The 24,163-nt window shown below is 50.5% G+C and carries 21 protein-coding genes; 14 read left to right on the top strand and 7 right to left on the bottom strand.

Features of this window, described 5'->3' with window-relative positions:
* From ACLTD4_RS24845 to ACLTD4_RS24835, 3 genes are all read left to right on the top strand, one after another.
* A partial coding sequence (locus ACLTD4_RS24845) for an FAD binding domain-containing protein (protein ID WP_412331645.1) occupies positions 1 to 556 on the top strand: 556 nt, incomplete at its 5' end.
* 3 nt (positions 557 to 559) lie between these two features.
* A complete protein-coding gene (locus tag ACLTD4_RS24840; protein WP_002601450.1) occupies positions 560 to 1,021 on the top strand; it encodes a (2Fe-2S)-binding protein in 462 nt (153 codons plus the stop codon).
* Between the two features lie 8 nt (positions 1,022 to 1,029).
* The gene (locus ACLTD4_RS24835) at positions 1,030 to 3,315 is read left to right on the top strand and encodes a xanthine dehydrogenase family protein molybdopterin-binding subunit (protein WP_117634318.1); all 2,286 of its coding nucleotides are present in this window, start codon (positions 1,030 to 1,032) and stop codon (positions 3,313 to 3,315) included.
* Positions 3,316 to 4,102: 787 nt separating this feature from the next.
* Here the strand turns inward: ACLTD4_RS24835 and ACLTD4_RS24830 are convergent.
* The 5 genes from ACLTD4_RS24830 to ACLTD4_RS24810 all read right to left on the bottom strand — a co-directional run bounded on the left by ACLTD4_RS24830 (position 4,103) and on the right by ACLTD4_RS24810 (position 10,059).
* On the bottom strand, positions 4,103 to 5,008 hold the full coding sequence (locus tag ACLTD4_RS24830; protein WP_055659640.1) for a glycine betaine ABC transporter substrate-binding protein: 906 nt from the start codon (positions 5,006 to 5,008) through the stop codon (positions 4,103 to 4,105).
* A 138-nt stretch (positions 5,009 to 5,146) separates the two neighbouring features.
* Positions 5,147 to 5,869, bottom strand: coding sequence for an ABC transporter ATP-binding protein (locus ACLTD4_RS24825; protein ID WP_002601445.1), 723 nt, complete (start codon positions 5,867 to 5,869; stop codon positions 5,147 to 5,149).
* Between the two features lie 30 nt (positions 5,870 to 5,899).
* Positions 5,900 to 6,544 carry an ABC transporter permease gene (locus ACLTD4_RS24820; RefSeq protein ID WP_002601444.1) on the bottom strand — a complete coding sequence of 215 codons (645 nt, stop codon included), beginning with the start codon at positions 6,542 to 6,544 and terminating at the stop codon, positions 5,900 to 5,902.
* 187 nt (positions 6,545 to 6,731) lie between these two features.
* The gene (locus ACLTD4_RS24815; protein WP_412331644.1) at positions 6,732 to 8,270 is read right to left on the bottom strand and encodes a response regulator transcription factor; all 1,539 of its coding nucleotides are present in this window, start codon (positions 8,268 to 8,270) and stop codon (positions 6,732 to 6,734) included.
* Positions 8,245 to 10,059: a sensor histidine kinase gene (locus ACLTD4_RS24810; RefSeq protein ID WP_117634254.1), complete on the bottom strand. Its 1,815-nt coding sequence runs from the start codon at positions 10,057 to 10,059 to the stop codon at positions 8,245 to 8,247. Before ACLTD4_RS24810 ends, ACLTD4_RS24815 begins: the two co-directional genes overlap by 26 nt.
* A 188-nt stretch (positions 10,060 to 10,247) precedes the next feature.
* Between ACLTD4_RS24810 and ACLTD4_RS24805 the strand changes: the two genes are divergently transcribed.
* The 4 genes from ACLTD4_RS24805 to ACLTD4_RS24790 all read left to right on the top strand — a co-directional run bounded on the left by ACLTD4_RS24805 (position 10,248) and on the right by ACLTD4_RS24790 (position 15,667).
* Entirely contained in the window at positions 10,248 to 11,621 is a 1,374-nt protein-coding gene (locus tag ACLTD4_RS24805) for an ABC transporter substrate-binding protein (protein ID WP_055659648.1), read from the top strand.
* A 93-nt stretch (positions 11,622 to 11,714) separates the two neighbouring features.
* The gene (locus ACLTD4_RS24800; protein ID WP_055659650.1) at positions 11,715 to 12,623 is read left to right on the top strand and encodes a carbohydrate ABC transporter permease; all 909 of its coding nucleotides are present in this window, start codon (positions 11,715 to 11,717) and stop codon (positions 12,621 to 12,623) included.
* Positions 12,623 to 13,462 (top strand): carbohydrate ABC transporter permease, encoded by an 840-nt coding sequence (locus ACLTD4_RS24795; RefSeq protein WP_055659652.1) that lies wholly within the window; start codon positions 12,623 to 12,625, stop codon positions 13,460 to 13,462. The genes ACLTD4_RS24800 and ACLTD4_RS24795 overlap by 1 nt, the downstream gene beginning before the upstream one ends.
* A gap of 12 nt (positions 13,463 to 13,474) precedes the next feature.
* Entirely contained in the window at positions 13,475 to 15,667 is a 2,193-nt protein-coding gene (locus ACLTD4_RS24790) for a glycoside hydrolase family 105 protein (protein WP_117634252.1), read from the top strand.
* Positions 15,668 to 15,744: 77 nt separating this feature from the next.
* Here the strand turns inward: ACLTD4_RS24790 and ACLTD4_RS24785 are convergent, their stop codons facing one another.
* Positions 15,745 to 17,163 carry a cell wall-binding protein gene (locus tag ACLTD4_RS24785; protein WP_055659656.1) on the bottom strand — a complete coding sequence of 473 codons (1,419 nt, stop codon included), beginning with the start codon at positions 17,161 to 17,163 and terminating at the stop codon, positions 15,745 to 15,747.
* A gap of 381 nt (positions 17,164 to 17,544) precedes the next feature.
* Here ACLTD4_RS24785 and ACLTD4_RS24780 point away from each other — a divergent pair, with 381 nt between their 5' ends.
* The 7 genes from ACLTD4_RS24780 to ACLTD4_RS24750 are packed head-to-tail and all read left to right on the top strand — an operon-like array spanning position 17,545 to position 23,774.
* Positions 17,545 to 19,443 carry a BglG family transcription antiterminator gene (locus tag ACLTD4_RS24780; RefSeq protein WP_055659660.1) on the top strand — a complete coding sequence of 633 codons (1,899 nt, stop codon included), beginning with the start codon at positions 17,545 to 17,547 and terminating at the stop codon, positions 19,441 to 19,443.
* Positions 19,437 to 19,874: a PTS sugar transporter subunit IIA gene (locus ACLTD4_RS24775; RefSeq protein ID WP_055659663.1), complete on the top strand. Its 438-nt coding sequence runs from the start codon at positions 19,437 to 19,439 to the stop codon at positions 19,872 to 19,874. The genes ACLTD4_RS24780 and ACLTD4_RS24775 overlap by 7 nt, the downstream gene beginning before the upstream one ends.
* A gap of 11 nt (positions 19,875 to 19,885) precedes the next feature.
* Positions 19,886 to 20,149 (top strand): PTS sugar transporter subunit IIB, encoded by a 264-nt coding sequence (locus tag ACLTD4_RS24770; RefSeq protein ID WP_002601440.1) that lies wholly within the window; start codon positions 19,886 to 19,888, stop codon positions 20,147 to 20,149.
* A 30-nt stretch (positions 20,150 to 20,179) separates the two neighbouring features.
* A complete protein-coding gene (locus ACLTD4_RS24765; RefSeq protein ID WP_002601439.1) occupies positions 20,180 to 21,463 on the top strand; it encodes a PTS ascorbate transporter subunit IIC in 1,284 nt (427 codons plus the stop codon).
* A 43-nt stretch (positions 21,464 to 21,506) separates the two neighbouring features.
* Positions 21,507 to 22,424, top strand: coding sequence for a phosphotriesterase (locus ACLTD4_RS24760; RefSeq protein ID WP_055659665.1), 918 nt, complete (start codon positions 21,507 to 21,509; stop codon positions 22,422 to 22,424).
* A gap of 11 nt (positions 22,425 to 22,435) precedes the next feature.
* Positions 22,436 to 23,056: a bifunctional 4-hydroxy-2-oxoglutarate aldolase/2-dehydro-3-deoxy-phosphogluconate aldolase gene (locus tag ACLTD4_RS24755; protein ID WP_117634250.1), complete on the top strand. Its 621-nt coding sequence runs from the start codon at positions 22,436 to 22,438 to the stop codon at positions 23,054 to 23,056.
* A gap of 4 nt (positions 23,057 to 23,060) precedes the next feature.
* Positions 23,061 to 23,774, top strand: a complete 714-nt coding sequence (locus ACLTD4_RS24750) for a creatininase family protein (protein WP_117634249.1) — start codon at positions 23,061 to 23,063, stop codon at positions 23,772 to 23,774.
* 72 nt (positions 23,775 to 23,846) lie between these two features.
* Here the strand turns inward: ACLTD4_RS24750 and ACLTD4_RS24745 are convergent.
* Positions 23,847 to 24,163, bottom strand: a 317-nt coding sequence (locus ACLTD4_RS24745) for a hypothetical protein (protein WP_412331643.1), incomplete at its 5' end; no start/stop codon positions are given.

The raw sequence follows: 24,163 nt of genomic DNA, 5'->3' as shown, positions 1-24,163 counted from the left end.
GCGCATGCTGGAGACACATGAGGGGCTGAATACATATTTTGAGGGAGTTTTTAAGGAGTGCACGCGGGCGATTGTGGGCGTTCAGTTTCGGAATGGGGCGACGGTCGGAGGCAGTGTATTCGGAAGATTTGGTTTTTCCGATATCATGACCTGCCTGATGGCGCTCGATACTTATGTGGAGCTTTATCAGGGCGGAGTCGTCTCCCTGAAAGAGTTTAACCACATGAAATACGACCGCGATATTCTGGTGCGCATTATTATAAAAAAAGACGGCAGAAGGGCTGCTTACGCGGCTCAGAGACGGTCCGGAACGGATTTCCCACTTCTTGCCTGCTGTGTGGCAAAAAAAGAGGGGACATGGTACGTATCGGTCGGAGCCAGACCCTCCAGAGCGGAAGTGGTGGAAGTCGCGGCGGCGGACGGCAAGGTGGACTGCGGTGCCGTGGCGGAGCGTTTTCGATTTGGAGACAATACGAGAGGAAGCGCCGAATACCGGAGGCATCTGACGGAAGTTTACGCAGGGCGGCTGATGAAGCAGCTTGGCGGGGAGGTGTAGAACGTGGAGATAGAATTTACTTTAAATGGAAAAGTGACGTATGCGGAGATCAAGGACGATACATCCCTGTTTGATTTACTCCGGGCAAAAGGCTGCTACAGTGTAAAATGCGGCTGTGAGACGGAAAACTGCGGCCTGTGCACCGTTCTGGTCGATGGGAAGTCGGTTCTCTCCTGCTCCATGCTGGCGGCCCGTGTTGATGACAGGGACGTGGTGACTCTGGAAGGCGTTCAGAAGGAAGCGGAAGAGTTTGGAATGTATCTGGCGGGAGAGGGAGCCGAACAGTGCGGTTTCTGCAGTCCCGGCCTGATCATGAACGTGCTTGCAATGGAAAAGGAACTGGTTCAGCCGGAAGAAGATGCAGTCAGGGAGTACCTGGCTGGCAATCTCTGCCGGTGCAGCGGCTATATGGGCCAGATGAGGGCCATCAGAAAGTATCTGGCGAGGGGAGGAGAGGCGAGATGAAAATGGAAATGCATGCGGTAAATTCCCCTGTAGTAAAGGTGGATGCCAGGGCGCTGGTAACGGGAAAGTCTGTCTATACGGATGATTTGGCGCCGAAGGACAGCCTGATTGTAAAGGTGCTCCGCAGTCCTCACGCTCATGCCCTGATTAAGGCAATCGATGTGAAGGCCGCCTCCGAAGTGGACGGGATTGCCTGTGTACTGACTTATGAGGATGTGCCGGATAAGCGTTTTACCATGGCAGGCCAGACGTATCCGGAGCCCAGCCCCTATGACAGGCTGATTCTGGACAGGAGAATGCGGTTTGTAGGAGATGCAGCCGCTGTCGTGGCGGGCGAGACCGAGGAAGCGGTGGATCACGCCCTTCGCCTCATCAAGGTGGAGTATGAGGTCCTGGAACCCGTCCTCGATTTCCGGCAGGCGAAGGATAACGAGATTCTGGTCCATCCGGAAGAAAACTGGAAGAGCCTCTGTCCGGTTGGAGCGGATAACAAACGTAATCTGTGCGCTTGCGGCGGAGAGGAAGACGGCGACGTGGAGAGCGCGCTGGAACGGTGCGAGTATGTGATTGATCGTGTCTACCATACGAAGGCAAACCAGCAGGCCATGATGGAGACGTTTCGCGCTTACACCTATATGGATACATACGGCCGCCTGAATGTGGTGGCCTCCACTCAGATTCCATTTCATGTGAGAAGGATCCTCGCTCATGCGCTCGATGTGCCGAAATCCATGGTGCGCGTGATCAAGCCGAGAATCGGCGGTGGATTCGGGGCGAAGCAGACCGTGGTGGCGGAAGTCTATCCGGCTATAGTGACCATGAAGACGGGAAGGGCGGCTAAGATCGTCTACTCCCGCTATGAAACCCAGATTGCCTCGTCTCCGCGCCACGAGATGGAGATACGTGTGCGCCTGGGAGCGGACGCAGAAGGAACGATTAAGGCTATTGACGTCTATACCCTTTCCAATACGGGGGCGTACGGAGAGCACGGACCAACGACGGTTGGACTTTCGGGCCATAAATCCATTCCGCTTTACCGGACGCCGGAAGCATTCCGGTTCCGTTATGACGTGGTCTATACAAACGTTATGTCCTCCGGTGCTTACCGCGGATATGGAGCGACACAGGGGATTTTCGCAGTGGAATCAGCCGTCAATGAGCTTGCGGCCGCTCTTCACATGGATCCGGTAGCGCTTCGGGAGAAGAACATGGTAAAGGAAGGCGATGTGATGCCTGCCTACTACGGCGAGAAGCTGAACAGCTGCGCGCTGGACCGCTGTATGGCGAGAGCGAAGGAAATGATCGGATGGGATCGGAAATACCCGCGCGTGGACATGGGCAATGGGAAGGTCCGGGGAGTCGGAGCGGCCATGGCTATGCAGGGATCTTCCATTTCCAACGTGGACGTGGGGTCTGTGGAGATTCGTGTCAATGACGACGGCTTCTATACCCTGATGATCGGTGCTTCCGACATGGGTACCGGATGTGACACGATTCTGGCACAGATGGCAGCGGACTGTCTGGAATGCAGTATGGATCAGATCGTCGTGCACGGCACCGATACGGATGTGTCTCCTTACGATTCCGGTTCCTATGCCTCCAGCACCACGTATCTGACGGGAATGGCGGTTGTCCGGGCCTGTGAGGAACTGAGGCAGAAAATCGTGGAAAAGGGAGCGGATTACTTAGGATGCGATGCGGCGCAGCTGGAATTTGACGGCAAACGGGTCTATCAGCCGGAAGGGGAATTAGAGATCTCTTTAAAGGATATAGGCAACCGCATCATGTGCTGCAACGAGAAGATGCTGTCAGCCGGATACACCCATACTTCCCCGGTATCACCGCCTCCATTTATGGTGGGAATGGCCGAGGTGGAAGTGGATACGGAGACCGGCGAGGTGGAACTGATCGATTACGCGGCCGTTGTTGACTGCGGAACCGTTATCAATCCGAATCTGGCGAGAGTTCAGACCGAGGGCGGAATCGCCCAGGGCATCGGTATGGCGTTATACGAGGATATCACCTACACGAAGAAGGGTCATCTGATTGAAAATTCCTTCCTTCAGTATAAGCTTCCAACCAGGATCGATGTGGGAAACATCCGGGTGGAATTTGAGAGCAGCTACGAGCCAACAGGCCCGTTTGGCGCGAAGTCCATTGGCGAGATCGTGATCAACACTCCGTCACCTGCCATCGCGGGCGCTGTGGCGAATGCGGTCGGAGTGCAGATTCGGGAGCTTCCGATCACTGCGGAAAAAGTGTATCGGGGGATGTGTGAGCAGGGAAAAGAGTAAAATAAAAGAGGGACCGGAACATGAAATATTCTCAATGTTCTGATCCCTCTTTTATGATAAGAAGAGTATAACATGAGAACGGCGCCGGTATAATAAAAAAATTAGTTGTGTTAGAAAGCAGCAGGGGGATCGTGGAGTGGTATAAAAACAAAATGTACTAAATTTTAGGGTAAAATAGTGTTGTTATATCCTGAAAATTAGGATTTAATTAGTAGGAGAGGGAGTGATGAAGTGGCGAATAAAACATTTGCCATCAGAAGCTTTCAAAAAACAGTAGAATACTGGGAACGAAAAAAGAACCAATTACAGGGCCAATCCCTGAGAGATGTTTTCCCTTAAGACTTTGGTATATGTATCATGATGAGATATGCTCGGTTATAGATGTAGACGAGAAAAACAGGAGAATCAAGCTTTATAATTTTACTGACAGCTATTTGAAAAGGGCCTTCGGCAGGAATTCGGAGCCGAACTAACAGGATTACAGAGGGCAAAATGGCGGAGGATGATTTCTGGATCAGAATTGAGAGGTGATCTCATATGACAGAATTATTTGAGCAGGATAGAAAGATGGATGACAGGCAGTCTTTTAAAGGTATACCCGCTGATGAATGAAGTAAAATCCAAAACGTTTTGCAGCAGTTTTGATGAGCATTTATAATTATGCAGGGACTGCATATGCGAAACCGGACAGCCCCCTGAGTGTTTCACCTGATAAGGTTCCGGGGGCCGTCCGGTTTTGCATATGATGAAAGTATTATTCACAGAAACTTACACGATGTCGCTCAATTTACTTTAAAAGCCCCTTCTCAGTCAAAAAGTCTTTTGCGACGTCTTTTTCATCCTTCTGGTCCACTTCCACAGCGTAATTCATGGCGCGCATCTCATCGTCGGAGATCTGGCCTGTCAGTTTTTCCAGGGTCTCGCTTAACTTGGGATATTTCTTTAAGGTGTCCTGGCGGACCACGGTGGCGCCGTAATAGGTGGCAAAGATGTGCTGGTCATCTTCCAGCAGGGATACATCGGCCACGCTCAGCTGGGCGTCGGTGGTGTAGGCATTGGTGACATCGATCTGTTTATCGGCCATGGCGGTGTACTTTAAGGCGATATCGATGTCCTTGACATCCTTGAAGTTCATGTTGTAGGCGGATGCGAGGTAGTTGAAGCCATCCTCACGCTCCATGTAGTCGGGATTCCCTCCGAATACCAGCTGGTCTGACACGGCGGCCAGGTCTGTGAAGGTCTTGAGGGAATACTGGTCGGCAGCTTCCTTTCTCACTGCCAGGGTATAGGAGTTCTGGAAGCCATAGAGGCCGGTCCAGTGGAGTCCCATCTCTTCGTAGCCCTTCTGAAGATTCTCATAGAGGACATCGGAATCGTTCTCCTGTTCCTTCTTTAATACGGTGAGCCAGCCGGTTCCGGTGTATTCCGGATATAAGTCGAAATCCCCCTTTAACAGTGCCGGCTGGATGTTCGTGGTACCGCCGCCGACGCCTTTGGTAATCTCTACTTTTACACCGAGATCATGCTCGATTAACTGGCCGATAATCTCAGTCAGTACGTACTGCTCCGTCATGGGCTTGGACGCGATCTTTATGGTTCCCTGTTCCTTCTTTGCGCAACCGCCTAGTGACAGCGCTGCGAGGGCTGCTGTTCCGATGACTGCGGCGGCAGCTAATTTTTTCCATTTCTTCATAACTGAATCCTCCTGTGATCGATCTGTATTCCCGTGAGCAACGAACCAGACGGGCCCGCTGCCCCGCTGCTAACGGTGTTTTTTTGCTTGTGGTTCCGTGTAATACGGAGCTCTGTATGAAAAGCAAAGGGTTCCGCCTTAACCGGCCACCAGCCGGCGGACAAAATCCGTTGCAGGATGTTCCAGGAGCTGGGCGGGCGTTCCGTCCTGAATGATATGCCCCTGATCCATGACGAGGACGCGGCTGCCAAGCTTTAAGGCTTCCTTGATATCGTGGGTGACAAAGACGATGGTTCCGCCCAGTTCCTCATGAATCCGAAGGATCTCCTCCTGGAGCCGCTTGCGGGTGATCTCATCGACTGCGCCGAAGGGCTCGTCCATCAGAATGATCTTTGGAGAGTTCATCAGTGCTCTGGCGATTCCGACTCTCTGGCGCTGGCCTCCGGATAATTCGCTGGGATAGCGTTTCAGCATCTCTGCGTCCAGACCGACGGTCTTCGCCAGCTGACGGGCGCGGGCCGCGATGGCCGCTTTGTCCGGGGACTTATAGAGATTCGGCACGTAGCAGATATTTTTCTCGATGGTCATATGCGGGAAGAGGCCGATCTCCTGAATGACATAGCCGATTCCCCGCCGCAGCTCATTGATATCTGTATGGGAAATGTCCGTGCCGTTGATACAGACGGTTCCCTGCTCCGGTGTGAGCAGCCCGTTCATCAGCTTCAGGGCTGTGGTCTTGCCGCAGCCGGAACTGCCGATCATGGTTAAAAATGTGCCCTGTTCCACACTTAAATTAAAATGTTCCAGGATCCGGTTTGGTCCATAGGACATGGTAATATCCTTTAATTCGATGACGCTCATGATAATTCCTCCTTACAGCGGTCTGTCCCCTTACGGAGCCAGATGCCATTTCTTACGAATATGACGTTCAATATAAGCCACCAGCTGATCGGAAGCGAGAGCCACGAGGGCGATCAGGATGCTGCCCGCATACGTCATGGCGGCGTTGTTCGTCGTGATGCCGCGGTAGATGGCTACTCCCAGGCCGCCGGCTCCGATATAGGAGGCGATACCGCTGAGTGAGATCGTCATGACCACCATACTGCGGAGTCCCGCCACGATGACCGGGAGCGCCAGAGGCAGCTTGACCTTATAAAGAATCTGCCAGGGCGTACTTCCCATGCCCTTTGCCACCTCGATGGTGGATGCCTCAATGGTGGTGATGCCGGTATAGGTGTTGCGGACCATAGGCAGCAGACCATAGATGGTGAGCGCGATGGTCGCAGTCTTATTGCCGATGCCGGTAAACGGAATTAAAAAGCCCAGCATGGAAATCGATGGAATCGTATAGGCCACGTTGATGACCCCAATAATCCATGTGGCGAACCGCCTGTGCTCGCTGATTAAAATACCGAGAAAGAGACCGATAGAGCCGGAGATGAGAATCGCTGTCGATGCGATCTTTATATGCTGAAGAATCAGCTCCTGGAAGAACGGCCAGCGTTCCGCGTAGAGGGAAAAGATTCCATGAATCATGAGATGACCTCCATTCTGTCATTGGTATGAATGATACGTGATATAGAACACACGTTCTGACTATTATACTACAAAAGTGGTGGGGAAGCAACCAGATTCTGGAAATCAGGATAAAAAATAAGATCCGGCCCGGCCATGCTTTTTTACATGTCCGGACCGGATAACAGGGTGCATAAACAGTCGCTGCTCAGGAGAGATCAGACGATTTTTTCCCCATCTTTTTTACGTAGGCGCTGGGGATCATTCCTGTGTATCGTTTGAATATCTGACGGAAATACTGGGGATTGTTGCCGAAGCCCACCTTTTCCGCAGCCAGCTCGATTTTTTCCGTATCGCAGCTGACGAGCAGTTCCTTGGCCTTTTCGACCCTCTGCCTGCCCAGATAATCAGAAAACTTCATGCCTGTTTCACGGATAAATTTCTTGCTTAAATAGTCCACATTCATGTAAAGGTAATTCTGTGCGATCCATTTGAGAGTCAGATTTGGGTCCGAAAGATTGTCATTGACATACTCGACGATCTTCTCGATGACATCACAGTAGGGAGCCGGTTCGGCGGACAGCTCCTTCAGAAAATGGGAAATCCGTGTGCGGATGGTATGGTATATGTCTGATAAGTTTTCCTGCCGGTTCAGCTCCAGCAGAAATTCTGTCGCGGTAATCGGAGAGCATAGGGTTCCGCCGGAGGAGAAGCAGATGTAGATGCCAAAGGCCAGCTGTTTTAAAAACTCCGGATTCGTCACCTTTTCCAGAATTCCGTACAGCTCCGAGATCGAGTCCTCCGAGAGTGCAGGCCCTTTCTCCATGATCTGCATGGAGAGGAAACGCGTGCGGCTGATCAGATTCTTGTAGTTGCAGGTAGGAATAGGGTGGAAATTGTGAATGCACGAAATGGTTCCGTACCGCTTAACCTTCCCCAGGATTTCCATCAGAAGGTCAGACAGGCGTTCATAGGACATCCGCTGGTAGGTATGCTCCACAGTCTGAATGGGAAAAACCAGTTTCTTCATGAATTCGTCAAAATTATCGTAGCATGTCTGGCAGTTCTTAAAAAAGATAATGAGCGTGTTATGGACATAGATTCCATGAAAGGGAATGCCGGGCAGGAATCGGTTCTGGTATTCCTTTAACTGCTGAAGGCAGCTTTCCAGGGAGCCTTCTTCCAGATAATAAAGGTAACAGAGCTCATAGGTGGTGCTGTCAAAATCCAGAAAACGTCTGTAGGGCTGATACAGCATGTCACAGTCGCTGTCGGAGGAAATGCCTTCGTTGATTAAGTTGGTAATCATATTGCTGTACAGCTGATTCAGCAGCTGGTTCTGCTGTTCCTGCGTTTCATTGAAGGCCTGGCGGTGGAGGCATTCGCTTATTACCTCCTGTATGCACTCTGTAATCTGTTCTTCGTTGCAGGGCTTCAGTAAATAGTGGCGGACGCCGTATTTCATGGCCTGCTGCGCATAGTTAAATTCTCCATAGCCGGACAACAGGATAAAGCGTGTGTCCAGATCTGTACGGGATACTTTTTCAATCAGCTCCAGGCCGGATAAGCCGGGCATCATGATATCGGTTAATACAATGTCGGGTGATTCATCCAGGATCATGTCATAGGCCTCGGCTCCATCCTGACAGACGCCGATCAGTTCGATTCCAAGGCTGCTCCAGTCAATAATTCGTGATATACTTTCTCTTATAATTCGCTCGTCATCCGCGATGATCAGTTTCAGCATCAGGTGATTCCTCCTTTAAATACGTATAGGGAATGGCAATCCGGGCTACCGCCAGATCGTCCTCGTTGTACAGGGAGAGGCCGAAACCTTCTCCAAATGCCAGACGGAGCCGCTTGTGAATATTCAGAAGGCCGATGCCGAGTCCCCGTGGGATAACAGAAGAATCGGCCAGCTTCTCTAATATATTTTCCTCAAATTCTGATCCGTCATTTTTGACATACAGGTAAAGAATGGTGCCTTCCCGCTGCGCTTCGATCAGTATGTGGCAGCCCTCCCGATTCCGTTCGACTCCATATTGGATTGCATTTTCCACCAGAGGCTGAATGGTGAGCTTTAATATCTCCACGTCCAGATATTCGGAGGGGATGGAGATATCATACCTTAACCGGTCCTCATACCGTATTTTCTGGATTGTCATGTAGGAACAGACGATTTCCAGCTCTTTCCTGATGGTAAAATGATTCTCTTTCGTGCTCAGGGTAAGACGAAGCAGCGCGCCTAAGGATTCCACCATGGCGGAGATATCTGCGGCCCCGATATCCTTTGCACGCCAGTTCACAGACTCCAGTGTATTGTACAGAAAATGCGGGTTGATCTGATGCTCCAGAGCCTTAAGCTGTGCCTCCTTCTTCAGCAGTTCATTTACATAATTTTCAGTAACCAGCTGCCGGATCTCCGTCGCCATGGTGTTAAAGGTATTGTGAATCATACCGATTTCGTCTCTTCGCTTTCCATAATCATAGCCAATCTCCAGAAGCTCCATGTCGCTGTTACGGAAGCGGTTCATCTTCTGGATCAGATAATCAAAATGCTTTGTGATATTGCGTATCAGAGTATCCGACATCACAACAGAGAGGAAAAGTGCAGCGAGAAGTATGATGGAACAGTTGATATAAATGGTAAAGATGGAGCGGTACATATCGGTATACGGTGTCAGACAGTAGTAATCCCAGTTATAGCGGATATTGGAGCCATTGATGGAAAGTGTATTTTTTACTGTAAAATATTTTCGGCCGCTGACATCAATAACCTGATAGGGAGCCAGCGCTTCCTTCCGCACGCCGTCTGCCTCTGAGACAGAAAATTCCTCCGGATAGCAGACCAGTTTATGGTTCTCATCGAAAATAAGATAGTAATTATCCGTCACCTGTTTTCTGGCATGAGTGGCGTCACGGACCATGGAATAGAAGTCGATGAAGATCGATACGGTTCCCATATGGGTTAAATCCAGCCGGTCCAGTTTTCTTACGGAGCGAGCCAGGATAATGCCGTATTCCCTGCTGTAATCGTTGATCCACAACGCGGCTCCGCGCATGGGCTTTACCTCTTCCAGAATCGGCGCCATGACCTCTTCCGGGGCGGTATCCAGGTGATTTAAGTAAGTCTTAACCGTTCTTCCATCCAGATCGAGATGGATGGAATCAATATAATTGCTGCTGTATTGGTTGTAATAGGACAGGAGAATTTTCTGCATCCGGCTGATGGCCTCATTTTTTTCATAGGGACTTTTTAAGGACCGGTAGGCGTCCAGCTGTTCCTGAAGCTGGGCATCCGTGATAATAAGCCCTGACAGTGTTTTGATATGATTCAAAGATGCTTCGATATCTGCGGCGGACTGAGACATGGAGTCCGCGACCTTGTCATACAGAAGTCTGTTATTGTGCTGCATAATAAGTCCGATGCTGGTAAATGAGGCCAGCCCTACGATCAGAACGGCCAGTATGGAAATAAAGCGCATTTTCTTCTGCAGCTTCATATTGTTTATTGCATTTTTTATGATCTTTGTCATAGAAGATTCCCCCCCCGCTTTTTCCTAAGATGAGTATACTGAACCTGGATGAAGAAAACAAGAAAATTTCCGGAAAGAGCGGTTTTTTGACCCCGGAAGACGGTTGGACGGATTGTTTTTAAACCTGTGATCCGTATAATAAGTCTTAGAAAGGCACTGAAAATAAAAGGATAAAGGAGAAGGACGAGATGAAAAAAATGTTTATGATGGCGGCCGCGGGCGTACTGGCAGTGAGTCTGACTGCATGCGGGGGAAACCAAAAGAGTGCGACGGAAAGCGTAAATGCGGGCGCGGAGAAGACCGAAGCACAGAAGACTGAGGCATCACAGGAGAAGAAGGAAACCGAAGGCAAGGCAGAAGAAAAGCACATGACGATGACGTGGTGGGGAAACCAGGTCAGGAATGAGAGGACCGAGGCGGCTCTCGATCTGTATTCAGAGGAGAACCCGGGGGTTACCTTTGACAGTCAGCCGGCAGAGTGGAATGATTACTGGGTGAAGCTGAATACGGCGGCAGGAAGCGGAGAGCTTCCGGACCTGGTGCAGATGGATTATAAGTATCTGGCCCAGTTTGTGGACAGCAATTCCCTGGTAGATTTAACGCCGTATATGGATGACGGTACTATCGATACCAGTAACATCAATCCCTCCACTCTGGATCAGGGGAAAATTGGAGATAAAATATATGCGGTCAGTCTGGGACTCAACGCGCCGGCCATGTTTTACAACAAGACACTGACCGATCAGCTGGGAATTGAGATTAAAGACAATATGAGCATGGATGAATTTATCTCCATTTGTAAAGAGATCTATGAGAAATCCGGCGTGCAGACGACGATCGCTTACAACGACGGAGAGAATTTTATCGAATATATGATGCGTGATCAGGGATACGTTCTGTTTGAAAACGGAAAATTAGGAGTTCCTGGGCCGGAACCGCTTGAAAAATTCTTTGCGCTGTATGAGCAGGGCGTAAAGGAAGGCTGGCATGTAAGTCCGGATATCTATGCAGAGCGTACCCTGGGGTCGGTAGAGCAGCAGCCGATGGTTTACGGCGGCGAAGCGTGGTGCCAGTTCAACTATTCCAACCAGCTGACAGCAGTAGAGAAAACCGCAAAAGAGGGAATCGGTTTTGAGGTCGGGATTACCACCTGGCCGGCGGATCACCCGGAAAAAGCCAATTACCTGAAGCCAAGCCAGTTTATTTCTCTGTCTGTAGACAGTAAAAATCCGGAAGAGGCAGCAAAGGTTATCAATTACTTTACGAATTCCCAGGAGTGCAACGACATTCTTCTGGCAGAGCGGGGGGTGCCGATCTCATCTGTTGTAGCTGCGGACACGGCGGAGAAGCTGGATGATGTAAATAAGCGAATTGTGAATTATATCAACGATGTGGTAACACCTGCCTGTTCCAAGATCAATCCTCCGTCTCCGGATGGAACCAGCGAGGTATTAAAGGTAATCGATCAGCTGGAGGAAAAGGTCTGCTACGGCGAGATGACCGCAGCGGAAGCTGCAAAGCAGCTGTTTGAAGAAGGAAATAAAATTTTGGGCAGTAAATAAGAGGTTGGGAAGTAAATAAGCAGAGACGTAAAAAGCAGGGTAAGATGCATTCTGCCCTGCTTTTTTTCTGCCAGCTTCAGGAAGGAGTATTTCATGGGAAAGAGTAATAAAACGTTGAGACAGAAACTGAATACGGAGGAGACCGCGGGAATCATCTGCACCCTGCCGTTTACCTTTGGATTTCTGGCATTTACCATAGTGCCCATGCTGATGTCACTGTATTATGCCTTTACGGATTACGATATCAAGAATCCGCCGGTGTGGGCGGGATTAAAAAATTTCATAAAAATGTTCACCGACGATCCCCGGTTCGTAAAGTCTCTCCAGGTGACCTTCTACTTTGCGCTGACCTCGGTTCCGCTGCGCCTGATCTTTGCGCTGCTTGTGGCTTTGCTGCTGCTGAGAACGACGAAGGCGACGTCCTTTTACAGGGCGGCATACTACCTGCCATCAATTATCGGCGGCTCTGTCGCAGTCTCCATACTCTGGAAGCGGATGTTTGCAAAGGAAGGTGTGGTCAACGCGATTCTCGGAATGTTTGGAATTCATACGACGTTTGCATGGCTTGGCAATAAGCATACGGCCATCTGGGTTCTGGTGGTTCTGGCCGTATGGCAGTTCGGTTCCTCCATGCTTATCTTTCTCTCGTCGTTGAAGCAGATCCCCCAGAGTCTGTATGAGGCCGCCCGGGTGGATGGCTCCAATAAGTGGCAGCAGTTCTGGAAGATTACACTGCCGCTTCTGACACCGACGATCTTCTTTAATCTGGTGATGCAGATGATCAATGGATTTCTGGCATTTACCCAGTGTTACATTATTACGCAGGGAAAGCCCATGGATTCCACCCTGTTTTATACCGTATACATGTATGAACAGTCGTTTCAGTTCAACAATGCAGGGTATGGCGCTGCCATGGCCTGGGTGATGCTGCTGATCATCGCCCTGATTACAGCCATTCTTTTTGGAACGAAGAAATTCTGGGTCTATGAAGGAGGATTATAATGAGCAGGAAAAAAATAGGAACGGTTGTATACCATATCATTGTATGCGGCATGGGAATTATTATGATTTACCCGCTTCTCTGGATGATCATGAGCTCTTTCAAAGAGAGCAACACGATTTTTTCAACGGCCAGAAGTCTGATCCCGGAGAATTTTATCCTGGATAATTATAAGAATGGCTGGAAAGGATTCGGAAAGACGTCATTTTCCGTATTCTTTAAAAATTCTTTTTTTATCTCCACCGTATCGACTTTGGGCGCGGTAGCGTCCTCCGCCATCGTGGCCTATGGCTTTTCGCGGTGTCGTTTCCGTGGGAGAAAGATTCTGTTTGCAGCGATGCTGGTATCCATGATGCTGCCGTTCCAGGTTATCATGATACCACAGTATCTGTGGTTTAAGGTGCTTGGCTGGACAAACAGCTTTAAGCCGCTCATTGTGCCCTACTTTTTCGGGCAGGGATTTTTTATCTACATGATTATGAATTTTATCGATGGAATTCCGAGAGAGCTGGATGAGGCTGCTAAAATTGACGGCTGTTCCTATTACGGAGTCTTTGTCAGGATCATTCTCCCTCTGGTCGTTCCGGCCCTTATTACATCGGCGGTGTTCTCCTTTATGTGGAGATGGGACGATTTCCTGTCGGCTCTGCTGTATGTGAACAAGACGAGTATGTATCCGGTTTCTCTCGCGTTAAAGCTGTTTGCAGACCCCAGCTCGTCGTCAGATTACGGAGCGATGTTTGCCATGGCGACACTGTCGATCATGCCTGCGATCATAATCTTTATCTGTCTTCAGAAATATTTGGTGGAGGGAATATCGACCTCCGGATTGAAAGGATAAGAGTGAACGAATATGGAAAGATATGAGAGTATTTATTATCGGAGAGGCGCGGAGATCAGCAATGTGCTCCGGACCGTGGCGAACCACTATATTGGAATGAATCCGCCGGAGCCTTTTACGTTCTGTGAGTTTTCCAGGGAGGGCCTTGGCTGGGACAGGAATGGCTGTCTGTGCATGGATTTACGGGAAAAGCTGCCGGAGGCAAAGCAGGGGGAAAATGCCTGTGCCGCCTTCCGTATCTGGAGTGACAGTGAGGAGGAGAAGCTATTTGAAATGGCGTGCTTCGGCCCTGCCAGGCTTTATGTGGCAGGGGAGATGGTGTTCCAATCTTCCGTGACGGAGGAGGTGAATGTAAAGCATAAGAAGGCATTCCCCGTTCAGTTAAAGAGGGGCTGGAATGATTTTATATTCTGCTTTAGCAGTACGGCTTCCGGATTTGGCGCTATGATCGCACCGGAGGAGGTGCGGTGGCACTGGCTCCCGTTTCTGGCACCGTTTACCGAGAGGGAAGGCTGTCTTGGAGCCGTCTACTCACAGGCTTTTCCGGGAGATTTCAGGAAAATAAAACCGGATTTCTGCCTCGGCGGAAGCGAAAGAGAGACGGGATTAGAATGGTATCCCCAGCGTTGGAGCGGGGAGGCAGACGGGAACCGGGAAGCCGCAGGCGGGCACAGATGGGAGGCGGTATTTGGAGAAATCGAACTGGGGCAGCGTATCTATGGCAAAACCAGTCTACGGGGAGATGGACGCGAGATTATGATTCAGACCGGGGCCGGTGGGACCGGGACATGTGACCGTGTGCGGGTATGGCTGGATCAGACGGAAATACTGGACTCCTGCCAGGAACAGAAAACGGCCTGTGCGGCTGCGGAAGGCCGCCACACGGTGACGGTCATGGTGGAGAGAAGCGGACGGTCGGAAAAGGGGAATTATCCCTCGGTGGAGATATACACGGAGGGCGGACCTGTATGCTGTGAAATGCCGGAACGCATATGCGGGGCGACGGGAGACTGGATGTATCTGGGACCGTTTGAGAACTCTGTACCTGTTTTCCGCCCGGAGGAGCTCACCCTGAACCGTCTGTATGATACGGGAAATGGAGGAACCTACTGGCGCCTGGACGGAAAGGACAACTGGGTACGGCCCTGTCTGCAGAATGAGCTGTTTGGGAGATGGAACTATCCTCTGGGAGTCACGCTGTACGGCCTGCTTCAGACCGGGCGTCATCTGGGGGAGAATGGAATTACACAGTATGCGGCCAGTCATATAGCACAGTGTGTTCAGATGCAGGAATACGCCATGTGGGACGAGGCTGTCTACGGATATCCGCAGATTAACAACCAGCTCTGTACCATGTCCATGTTGGATGACTGCGGTTCCTTCGCCTCTGCCATGCTGGAGGCGTACAGCGAAATCCATGAGGAGACTGCAAAGACGGCAGTCAAAACCATTGCAAAACGGGTGGCGAACCATATGGAGCACGTGCAGGAGCGGCAGGAGGATGGTGCTTTTTACCGGATCTGCAAGGACTTTTTCATGGAGAATACCATGTGGGCCGACGATCTCTACATGAGCACCCCATTTTTAATCCGTTACTATCAAATGACGGGGGATGCCGTTTATCTGGATGATGCGGCGAAGCAGTTTATACTGTTTAAAAAATACCTTTTTATGGAACGGGAACAGGTGATGTCCCACGTGTATGATTTCAAGTATCAGACACCAACGAAGATGCCATGGGGCAGAGGAAACGGCTGGGTTCTTTTCTCCCTGTCGGAGGTACTGGCCGTGCTTCCGGAGGACCATCCGAAGCGGGAGGAGCTTCTTGCATTTTTCAGGCAGCTGTCGGAAGGGATCTTAAAGCTTCAGGGCGGAAATGGGCTGTGGCATCAGCTCCTCACCCATGAGGATTCCTATGAAGAGACCTCCTGTACCGCTATGTTTATCTATGGTTTTTCAAGGGGAATCCGGTACGGATGGCTTCCGGATGAGGACAGACGTTACAGAAAGGCGGTCCAAAAGGCCTGGGAGGGCCTGACAAAGTATGCGATTGACAGAAAAGGCAATGTATACGGCGTTTGCCGCGGTTCCCAGTATTCCTTTACGCCGGATTATTATAAATACGATCTGACGTCCAGGGACAACGATACCCATGGAATCGGCATCGTCCTGCTGGCAGGAATCGAGGCGGGAAAGCTTGAATAAACAGAAAACAGGATCCGCCCCGGCGGATCCTGTTTTCTGTTTATAGTTTAAAGAGTGCTTGTGATGGCGGAATTTCATTACTCTTTTTCGTAACCTTCGTAGGTGACAATACCCTGCTTATTCGTGCTGAAGTATTTGTCGTCGCCGTTCTTTAAGTTCTTCTTGCCCTTAGCGAGTTTTCCGGAGGTGCCGATTAAATAGTCTTCGCCATTGTAAGATACAACCTCGTATTTTGCATCGCGGTCAGCCTTCAGCAGGCGGCCCTTGATGTAGATGGAATCGTCATAGATTCCGTTGTAGCCGGCGCCCTTGTCGCTGCCGGACTTGCGGAAGTTGTAGGTGTATTTCTCGCCGTCGATATCGATGGTGGTCTTGCCGGTAGCCATGACGCCTTCCTTAGGAGAATCTCCGAAGTAGTATACGTCGCGTTCGTCAGCGGAATCCGGAAGATCGCTTTCTGCCTCGATCTCTTCGTAGGAATCGATCTTCTTGTCGTCATCGAAGGTCAGCATATAGAGTCCGTGAAGCATTTCGCCCTTTTCGTTGAACGCGTAGCGGTAGTTGTTGATTGTCTTGATCTGGCTCTTGACGAGTTCGCCGTTGTTCTGAGCGTAGAACCAGTACTCTGTTCCGTCATCGTAAGCTTCAGGATCTACCTCTGCGCCTGGAATGGTCTTGAACCAGCCCTTGGCCAGCCAGCACTGTTCCGGAAGGTTGTAGTATAAGTTGCTTCCGCTTGCAGTTGTGGTGGAAGCCTTGGCATACCACTCGGATTCTGCTGCGCCGTTTTCATTGAAGCGGTATTTTAAACCGTTGATGGTCTTTGTGGTATCTTTTATTTTTTTACCGTTGGTACCGAAGTAGAACCAATAGGTTCCGTCAAAGTTATCCTCTTCCGTATCCGGATCGTCGACCTCCTGAAGGCTCCATGCGTTTAATACCTGAGCGCCGTCATCGGAGTTGCCGCAGTAGTACACGCCCTCTCTCCATGCGTCATCGCCGGTGATTCGTTCGGAATCCTCGCCAACCCATCCGAAGAGCATTCTTCCTTCTGAGTCAAACGCATATTTTTTCCATTCTCCGTTGGCTTTGCGGATCGATTTAAAGGAGGTCTTTCCGGAGCTGGAGGCCTTGTAGGCTTTTCCGTTGTTCTGGAAGTAGTACCAGTACGTCTCCGGTGAGTCTTCTTCCTCGTAATCGGAAGGAATTTCCCGCCATTCGTTGGATACCATGGCTCCTACGGAGTTTACATAATAGTAATCATCGTCATATTCAATGACGCTGCTCCTGGCCATATCTCCTGATGAATCGAGATAGAACCAGTTGTCGCCTGATTTCTTCCAGGCATCGGTCACTCTGTTTCCGCTGGAGTCGATATAGACCCAGTTGTCGCCTTCCATGGTCCAGCCCTGTGCTGCAAATGCTGTCATAGATGCGCCTATGGTAAATAGCGCGGCAGCGCATGGAAGAATCCATTTTTTCATCTGTTTCTTCATAAATTAATTTCCCCTTTCAAAAGAAAATCGTATCCTTTCAGCAGCTCTCCTGCTGATAACACGACTTTAAACCATGGAGCAGCTCCAAGGTCAAGCGGAGTAAAAAAGGCGTAAGAATGCGTAAGAAAATAAAAAAATATTAAGAAAATCAGCTCTTGACCATGGACCCGCTCCATGGTTTAAAATAAAAGCTTTTTTCAGTACAGAGGAGCGGCGGCAGTACCATAATAACCATAAAATCCCAATCCCGCCGTGTTATGATAGCTATATAATGATGATGTCACTTACTAACCGTCATTTGTTGAAATCGACATCTTATTGTCAGATTATTATAATGAAGTTACAGGAGACAGGCAGGGCTGCAACAGAGAGGAAAACATTATGTATACAAAAACATTTCAGGTTGTCCAATACCTGGCTGACACTCTGGATAGTTATGTCACCTCCGGACAGCTGGGGGCACATCTGGGAGTCAGCAGCAGGATGATTCTTCGCTATGTCAAGGAAGCAGAAGCGCTGGGAAGGGAGAATGGATTTGAAATCCGTTCTTATAAGGGAAGGGGGTATCAAATAAAGATCACAGATCAGGTGCGCTGCCAGGCATTTTTTAAGGACATGGGAGGCCACACGGGCAGTCAGGGGGATGAGCTGATACGGGAAGTGGTGAGACGTATCCTGATCTGTGACGGATGTAAAATGGATGAGCTGGAAGAGCTGTTCAATTACAGCCGTTCCAGCATGTCCAGAATTACGACGCTGTCCAACTCCTATCTGGAGAATTTCGGACTGGAGCTGTTCAGCAAAGCCTATACGGGACTCTACATCAGCGGGAATGAGATCAGCATCCGGGACTGCATGTACCATCTGCTGGAAAAGACAGAGGAAGAGGAAATCTGGAACGCCCTCGATATCCGGGAGGTGCAGGAGAGGGATATCCGCAAGTGGATGGAGAGATGCTTCAAAAAATACGGGCTCTGTGCAAAGGAAAAAGAAGAGCAGCAGTTTTTCAAATACCTGGCCATTACGATCAAAAGAATCTCTCTTGGAAAGGAGATTTACTTTGGCTATCTGGCTCATCTGGACGGAAAAGAGCCGTTCAAAGCACAGATGAAGACGACCAGGTGTCTGTTAAAGAAGTATTTTCCCAATAACAGGCTGGAAGGGGAGTGCATGTATTTGACTCTGATCTGGATGCAGACGTTTGGCGGAAACAGCCGGATCAACCAGATCGACGAGCACAATCTCATGTTTTTCCACGGCCTGGTCATGAAGGGGCTGAAAAAAATCCAGGATAACTACGGTGTGGATTTGAACGGCGATGAAGTGCTGGTCAACGGCCTGATCCTCCATGTGGCCTCCAGTTACGGCAAATACCTGGTACATATGGAGACGGAGAATCCGTTTTATGAGGAACTGCAAAAGATCTATCCGACGGCCTACTATTACGCCATCGAGCTGGCGGAATGCATTACGGAGTACACAAAACAGAATCTCTCCGTCGGGGAACTGGGGTTCCTCACCATGTACTTTGCGTCTTCCCTGGAACAGGAGAATAAGATCCGTAAGTTTAAGACTGTTTTAATCAGTGAGACCATGCCTGGGGCTGCGCGCCTCTTGAAGAGCCGGCTGGAGCAGACCTATACCGGGCTGGAAGTAATGGATATGGGGAATTACGGAGAAGGAGATGCGCTTCCGGAGGAGGCGGACTTTTATATCACGATGCTTCCCTGCGGACAGGAGAGCAGCCTGGGAAAGGAAGTGGTCACAGTCAGCCCGTTTCTGAATGAAAAGGACCAGGCGAGGATCAATTTCGCCCTGATGCGGTTAAAAAGGCGGGAAAGCTTAGAGAACCTGTGCAGGCGGGACGGTTTTTATCTGTGGGACAAGCCCATGAGAAAAAAAGGCGTGCTCACCAGAATCTGCGATCTGCTGATCGAGCAGGGGAGGCTTTCAGAGGAACAGAAGAATGCCGTCATGAAGCGGGAGAAGCTGGTGTCCACGGAGATATCACCCTTTGCGGCACTGCCTCACTGTCTGATTGACGGAGAGAGCTTTTTCGTCTTCGTACTGATGAAAAATCCCGTTCCCTGGGGAAAGGCCAACGTGAGACTGGTGATCCTGGGCTGCTTTAAAAGAGGAGATGAGAAAATCAAGGAAGTGCTGGAACGATTGTTCCTGCTGGTATCAGATGAAGAGTGGATCAATAAACTGGCAGGCAGTAAATGCTATGAAGAATTTATTACATATTTAAGGGAATTTGATGGAGGGTACCTATGCTGACAGACATATTGACAAAGGACGTAGTCCGGCTGGATGTGGAAGGACTTACAACACCGGAGGAGGTAATTCATTTTAGTGGTCAGCTGTTAGTAAACAGTGGGAAAGTGAAGGAAACTTATATTGAAAAAATGGAGGAGGCATTCCATGATCTGGGGCCCTATATGGTTATGGCGCCGGGAATCGCAATGCCTCATGCAAGACCATCGGGAGATGTGTCTGAGCCCTGCATCAGCTTCATCAGGCTCAAAGAACCTGTGTCGTTTCATCACCCCTTTAATGATCCGGTAAGACTCGTATTTGCTCTGGGCGGTGTGGAAAACGACAGCCATCTGGCATTGCTTCAGGAACTGGGGAAATTTCTGGAGGACGATAACGTCAGAGAACGTCTATTGACGATCACCTCTTACGGGGAACTGGAAAAATTAATATAGAAGGAGAATTTATGAGAGTTATAACAGTGTGTGGAATGGGTTTTGGCACCAGTCTTATGCTTCTGATGACGATTAAGGATATCGGTAAGAAGCATCACGTAGCAGTGGAAGGGGAAGCGGTGGATCTGGGTTCCTACAAAGGAAAGCCCTGTGATCTGATTGCGGCTTCCTCGGAGATCGCCAAACAGATCGTGGCCGATGTGCCGGTTCTGTCGGTTACTAATTTACTCGACAAAAAGGGGATCGAAGAAATGATTCTTCCTTATATGAAATAACTGAGGAGAAGAAAAAAGGAGAAGAACGGTATGATAAAATTTTTAGTTGATTTCTTAAGCCAGCCTACGGTTGTGTTAGGCCTTGTAGCTATGATTGGTCTGATCGCTATGAAAAACAGCGTGTCGGACGTTATTTCAGGAACCTTTAAGACAATTCTGGGATTTTTAATACTGAGCGCCGGATCCAATGTTATTGTGGGGGCTTTGATTCCGTTCAGTTCTATGTTTAACAGCGCGTTCGGCATGGCGGGGATCGTGCCGGAGGATAACTCTCTGGTGGCTGCGGTGCAGGTCGTATTGGGATTTGAGACGCCTCTCATTATGCTGTTCTCATTCCTGATCAATCTGCTTCTGGCGCGCATCACGCCGTTTAAGTATATTTTCCTGACCGGACATATGATGTTCTCATTCGCAGGTACCATGGCGATCGTCCTGGATCAGATGGGAATCAGGGGCTGGGAAGCGGTGGCAATCGGCTCTGTAATCCAGGGAATTTCCATGATCGTATTCCCGGCTATTGCCCAGCCGTTTGTGAGAAAAATATTAAAGACGGATGAAGTGGCGTTTGGTTTCTGGGGAAGCTCTCTTGTCTGTCTGAGCGGATTCGTAGGCGGCCTGTTCGGGAAAAAGGACCGTGATCCGGAACAGGATACCTGGGAACAGGTTCACGTATCCGACAAATTCAATTTCCTGAAGGACATGTCCATCCTCATGGCCATCGTCATGATCGTGGTATATATCCTGACTGCACTGATCGCAGGGCGTGAGACAGTGACGGCGCTGTCCGGCGGACAGAACTACATCATCTATACCCTGATCCAGGCTCTCACCTTTGTGGCGGGCGTACTCGTCCTCTTACAGGGAGTCCGTATGTTCCTGGGAGAAATCATTCCCGCATTCAAGGGCATCAGTGAGAAGCTGGTTCCAGGCGCCAGACCGGCCCTGGATATCCCGATTTTCTACAGCGTCGGACCGATGGCAACCACTGTTGGTTTCCTGGCGGCGATGGTGGGCGGTATCATCAGCACCATGATTACCACCAGAATGAACGTTGTCGTGCTTCCAGGTGTAATCGGCCTCTTCTTCATGGGCGGCGCGGCAGGCGTGTTTGGCGATAAACTGGGCGGCAAAAAGGGCGCTGTGGCAGCAGGTCTCTTCCTCGGTGTGTTCTTCACCCTGATTGTGGCGGCTGCATATCCCTTCGTCAATGTGGGCGCTTACGGAGTGGAAGGCTTATGGTTTGCTTCGACGGATGCCATTATCGTATCGGTGCTGATGCGCCTTGTGGGCATGGTGTTCGGCATCCCGCTGTAAGACGGTTGACTGTTACAATTTTATTTAGAAAGAAGGATATAAAATGGAAAGATTCGCAAGGACAGTTTTGGGTGATATAAAGGGAGAGGAGATGGGATTTACGTATCCCCATGAGCATCTCCACGCGGTTCCGCCGCCATGCCAGAAGGACAGGGATTTAGAGCTGAGCAGCTATGAAAACAGCATGCAGGAGCTCCTGAATTTTAAGGAGGTCGGGGGATGTACCCTGGTGGAGGCCTCTACTCTGGACTATGGCAGGGATTTGAACATTCTGAAACGGATGGCTCAGGAGACAGGGGTTCATATCATCGCTACCACCGGCTTTAATAAGCACATCTACTATCCGTCCTGGGTGGCGGAAAAGTCCATGGAAGAGATCGCGGACATGCTGGCAAAGGATGTGATGGAAGGCGGCGACGGATCGGATGCGAGAGCCGGATTCATCAAAATCGGCACGTATTACAATATGATCCATCCTCTGGAGAGGAAGACGACAATCGCGGCGGCCACCGCACAGAAAGCCTGCAAAGCGCCGATCTGGGGGCATACGGAGGCCGGCACCATGGGCATGGAGGTGCTTGATATCCTGGAAAATGAAGGCGTGGATTTAACCACGGTGGCTTTGGGCCATCTGGACCGCAACCCGGACGAGTACTATCTGCTTAAGCTGGCCGACCGGGGAATCTATATTCAGTTTGACGGGCCAGGCAAGGTAAAATACCATCCCGATTCTACGAGAGTAGCTCTCATCCGCTCTTTGATCGGGCATGGTTACGGCAGGCAGCTGCTGATATCCGGGGATATGGGACGCGCCTCCTATCTGGAGGCCTACGGCGGAGGTCCGGGATTCCGCTTTATCAAGACGAAATTTATCGCCCGTCTTCTGGACGAGGGTATCAGCCAGCAGGATATCGACACGATCTTTATCGAGAATCCCAAGCGGTGGCTGGCCGTATTTTAAGGAGGGCGCACATGATTGAATCGATCAGACTCATGGCAATTATCCGGGATGTGGAGCCGCTTTACGCTGTCCCCATCGCAGAGACGCTGGTGAGCGAAGGAATAACCGGCATTGAAGTGTCCTTAAGTGACGCGGAAAAAGGATTCGGCTGTATTGAGAACATTCAGAAGAGGTTTTCGCCGGATGAAATCTGTTTGGGAGCCGGCACGGTTACGAAGAAGGAGGAGGTGGACCGGCTGGCCGCCATGAAGATTCCGTTCTTCCTAACGCCGGGCTACGACGACGAACTGGTGGCTTACGGCCTGTCAAAGGGCATGGAGGTTCTGCCTGGCGTCCTGACACCGGGAGACGTTCAGAAGGCGCTTAACAGAGGCGTCAGGCGTCTCAAGCTGTTCCCGGCCGATGCCTTTGGAATGTCTTATATTAAAAGTCTGAAGGGGCCTTTTCCGCAGGCGGAGTTTGTGGCTGTGGGAGGCGTGAATGAGACTAATGTGTCCCAGTTTCTGAAGGCAGGTTTTATCGGCGTGGCCGCCGGCAGCAATCTGGTGCCCCGTAAGTCCACCGACGGGAATCTGGAGCTGATCCGGCAGAAAGCCCGGCTGTACGTCCAGGCAATGGAAAGGGAGGCATAAAGCGATGGCATATATCGTCCAGAATATGACCTGGCCCATGGTGAAAGAGCGGCTGGAGGTGTGTTCCACCGCCATCGTACCCATAGGCTCTACGGAACAGCACGGCTATCACCTCCCTCTGGGAACCGACGTCTTCCTGGCGGAACATCTGGCGCGGCTCATATCCGACCGCACGGGGGCGCTGGTATTTCCAACACTCAATTTCGGCTATTCCTGGGTATGGCGCGACCGGATCGGCACCGTATCCCTCCCTCAGGACCATCTGCAGCTTATATTAAAGGACATCGTAAAATCCGTGGAGCGGTACGGCGTGACGAAGCTCGTCTTTTTAAACGGCCACGAGGCCAATGGCGCCTCCATGAAGTATGCGATCCGTGATATCCAGGACACCACCTCTGTGAAGGTTCTGGGAATGTTTTATCCGGGCCTTCAGCCCATCTACGACAAATATATGGAGAGTCCTACCTGGGGAGGCATGTTCCACGCCTGCGAGTTTGAGACATCACTCATGCTCTCTGCCAGGGAGGAGCTGGTTCACATGGACCTGGCCCAGGCCGAATATCCGGACAGGCCGCCCCTTTACGGGATGGACAATACCTCCATCGGCGACTTGAGCGTGTCCGGTACATACGGCGATCCCACGGCCGCGGCCAAAGATAAGGGGGACCGCATGTTTGAGGAGTTCGCCGCGAAGGCCGCGGACCTGATTACCATGTAATAAAGAATAAGATGCACAGTATCGAAAAGAAGGCCGCTGCAGGGCTTTAAAAACCCTGCGGCGGCCTTCTTCTTATTTCGTATCCTGCACACGCAGATTCTTCTGCGCGGTAGACAGCATCAGTTTAATTCGGTTTAACTGGTTTACCTCGCTTGCGCCCGGATCGTAGTCCACGGCGATGATGTTGGAATTCGGATATGCCCTCCGAAGCTCCTTGATGACGCCCTTGCCCACGATGTGGTTCGGGAGGCATCCGAACGGCTGCGTGCAGACGATGTTGCCGACGCCGCTGTGGATGAGCTCCAGCATCTCACCGGTCAGGAACCAGCCCTCGCCAGTCTGGTTGCCGATGGAGACGAAGTCCTTGGCCATGTCTGCCAGATTAGCGA

It is taken from the genome of Hungatella sp., from assembly GCF_046966825.1.
The sequence above is the reverse complement of the archived record's forward strand: the minus strand, read 5'-3'. Positions and strand labels throughout refer to the sequence as shown.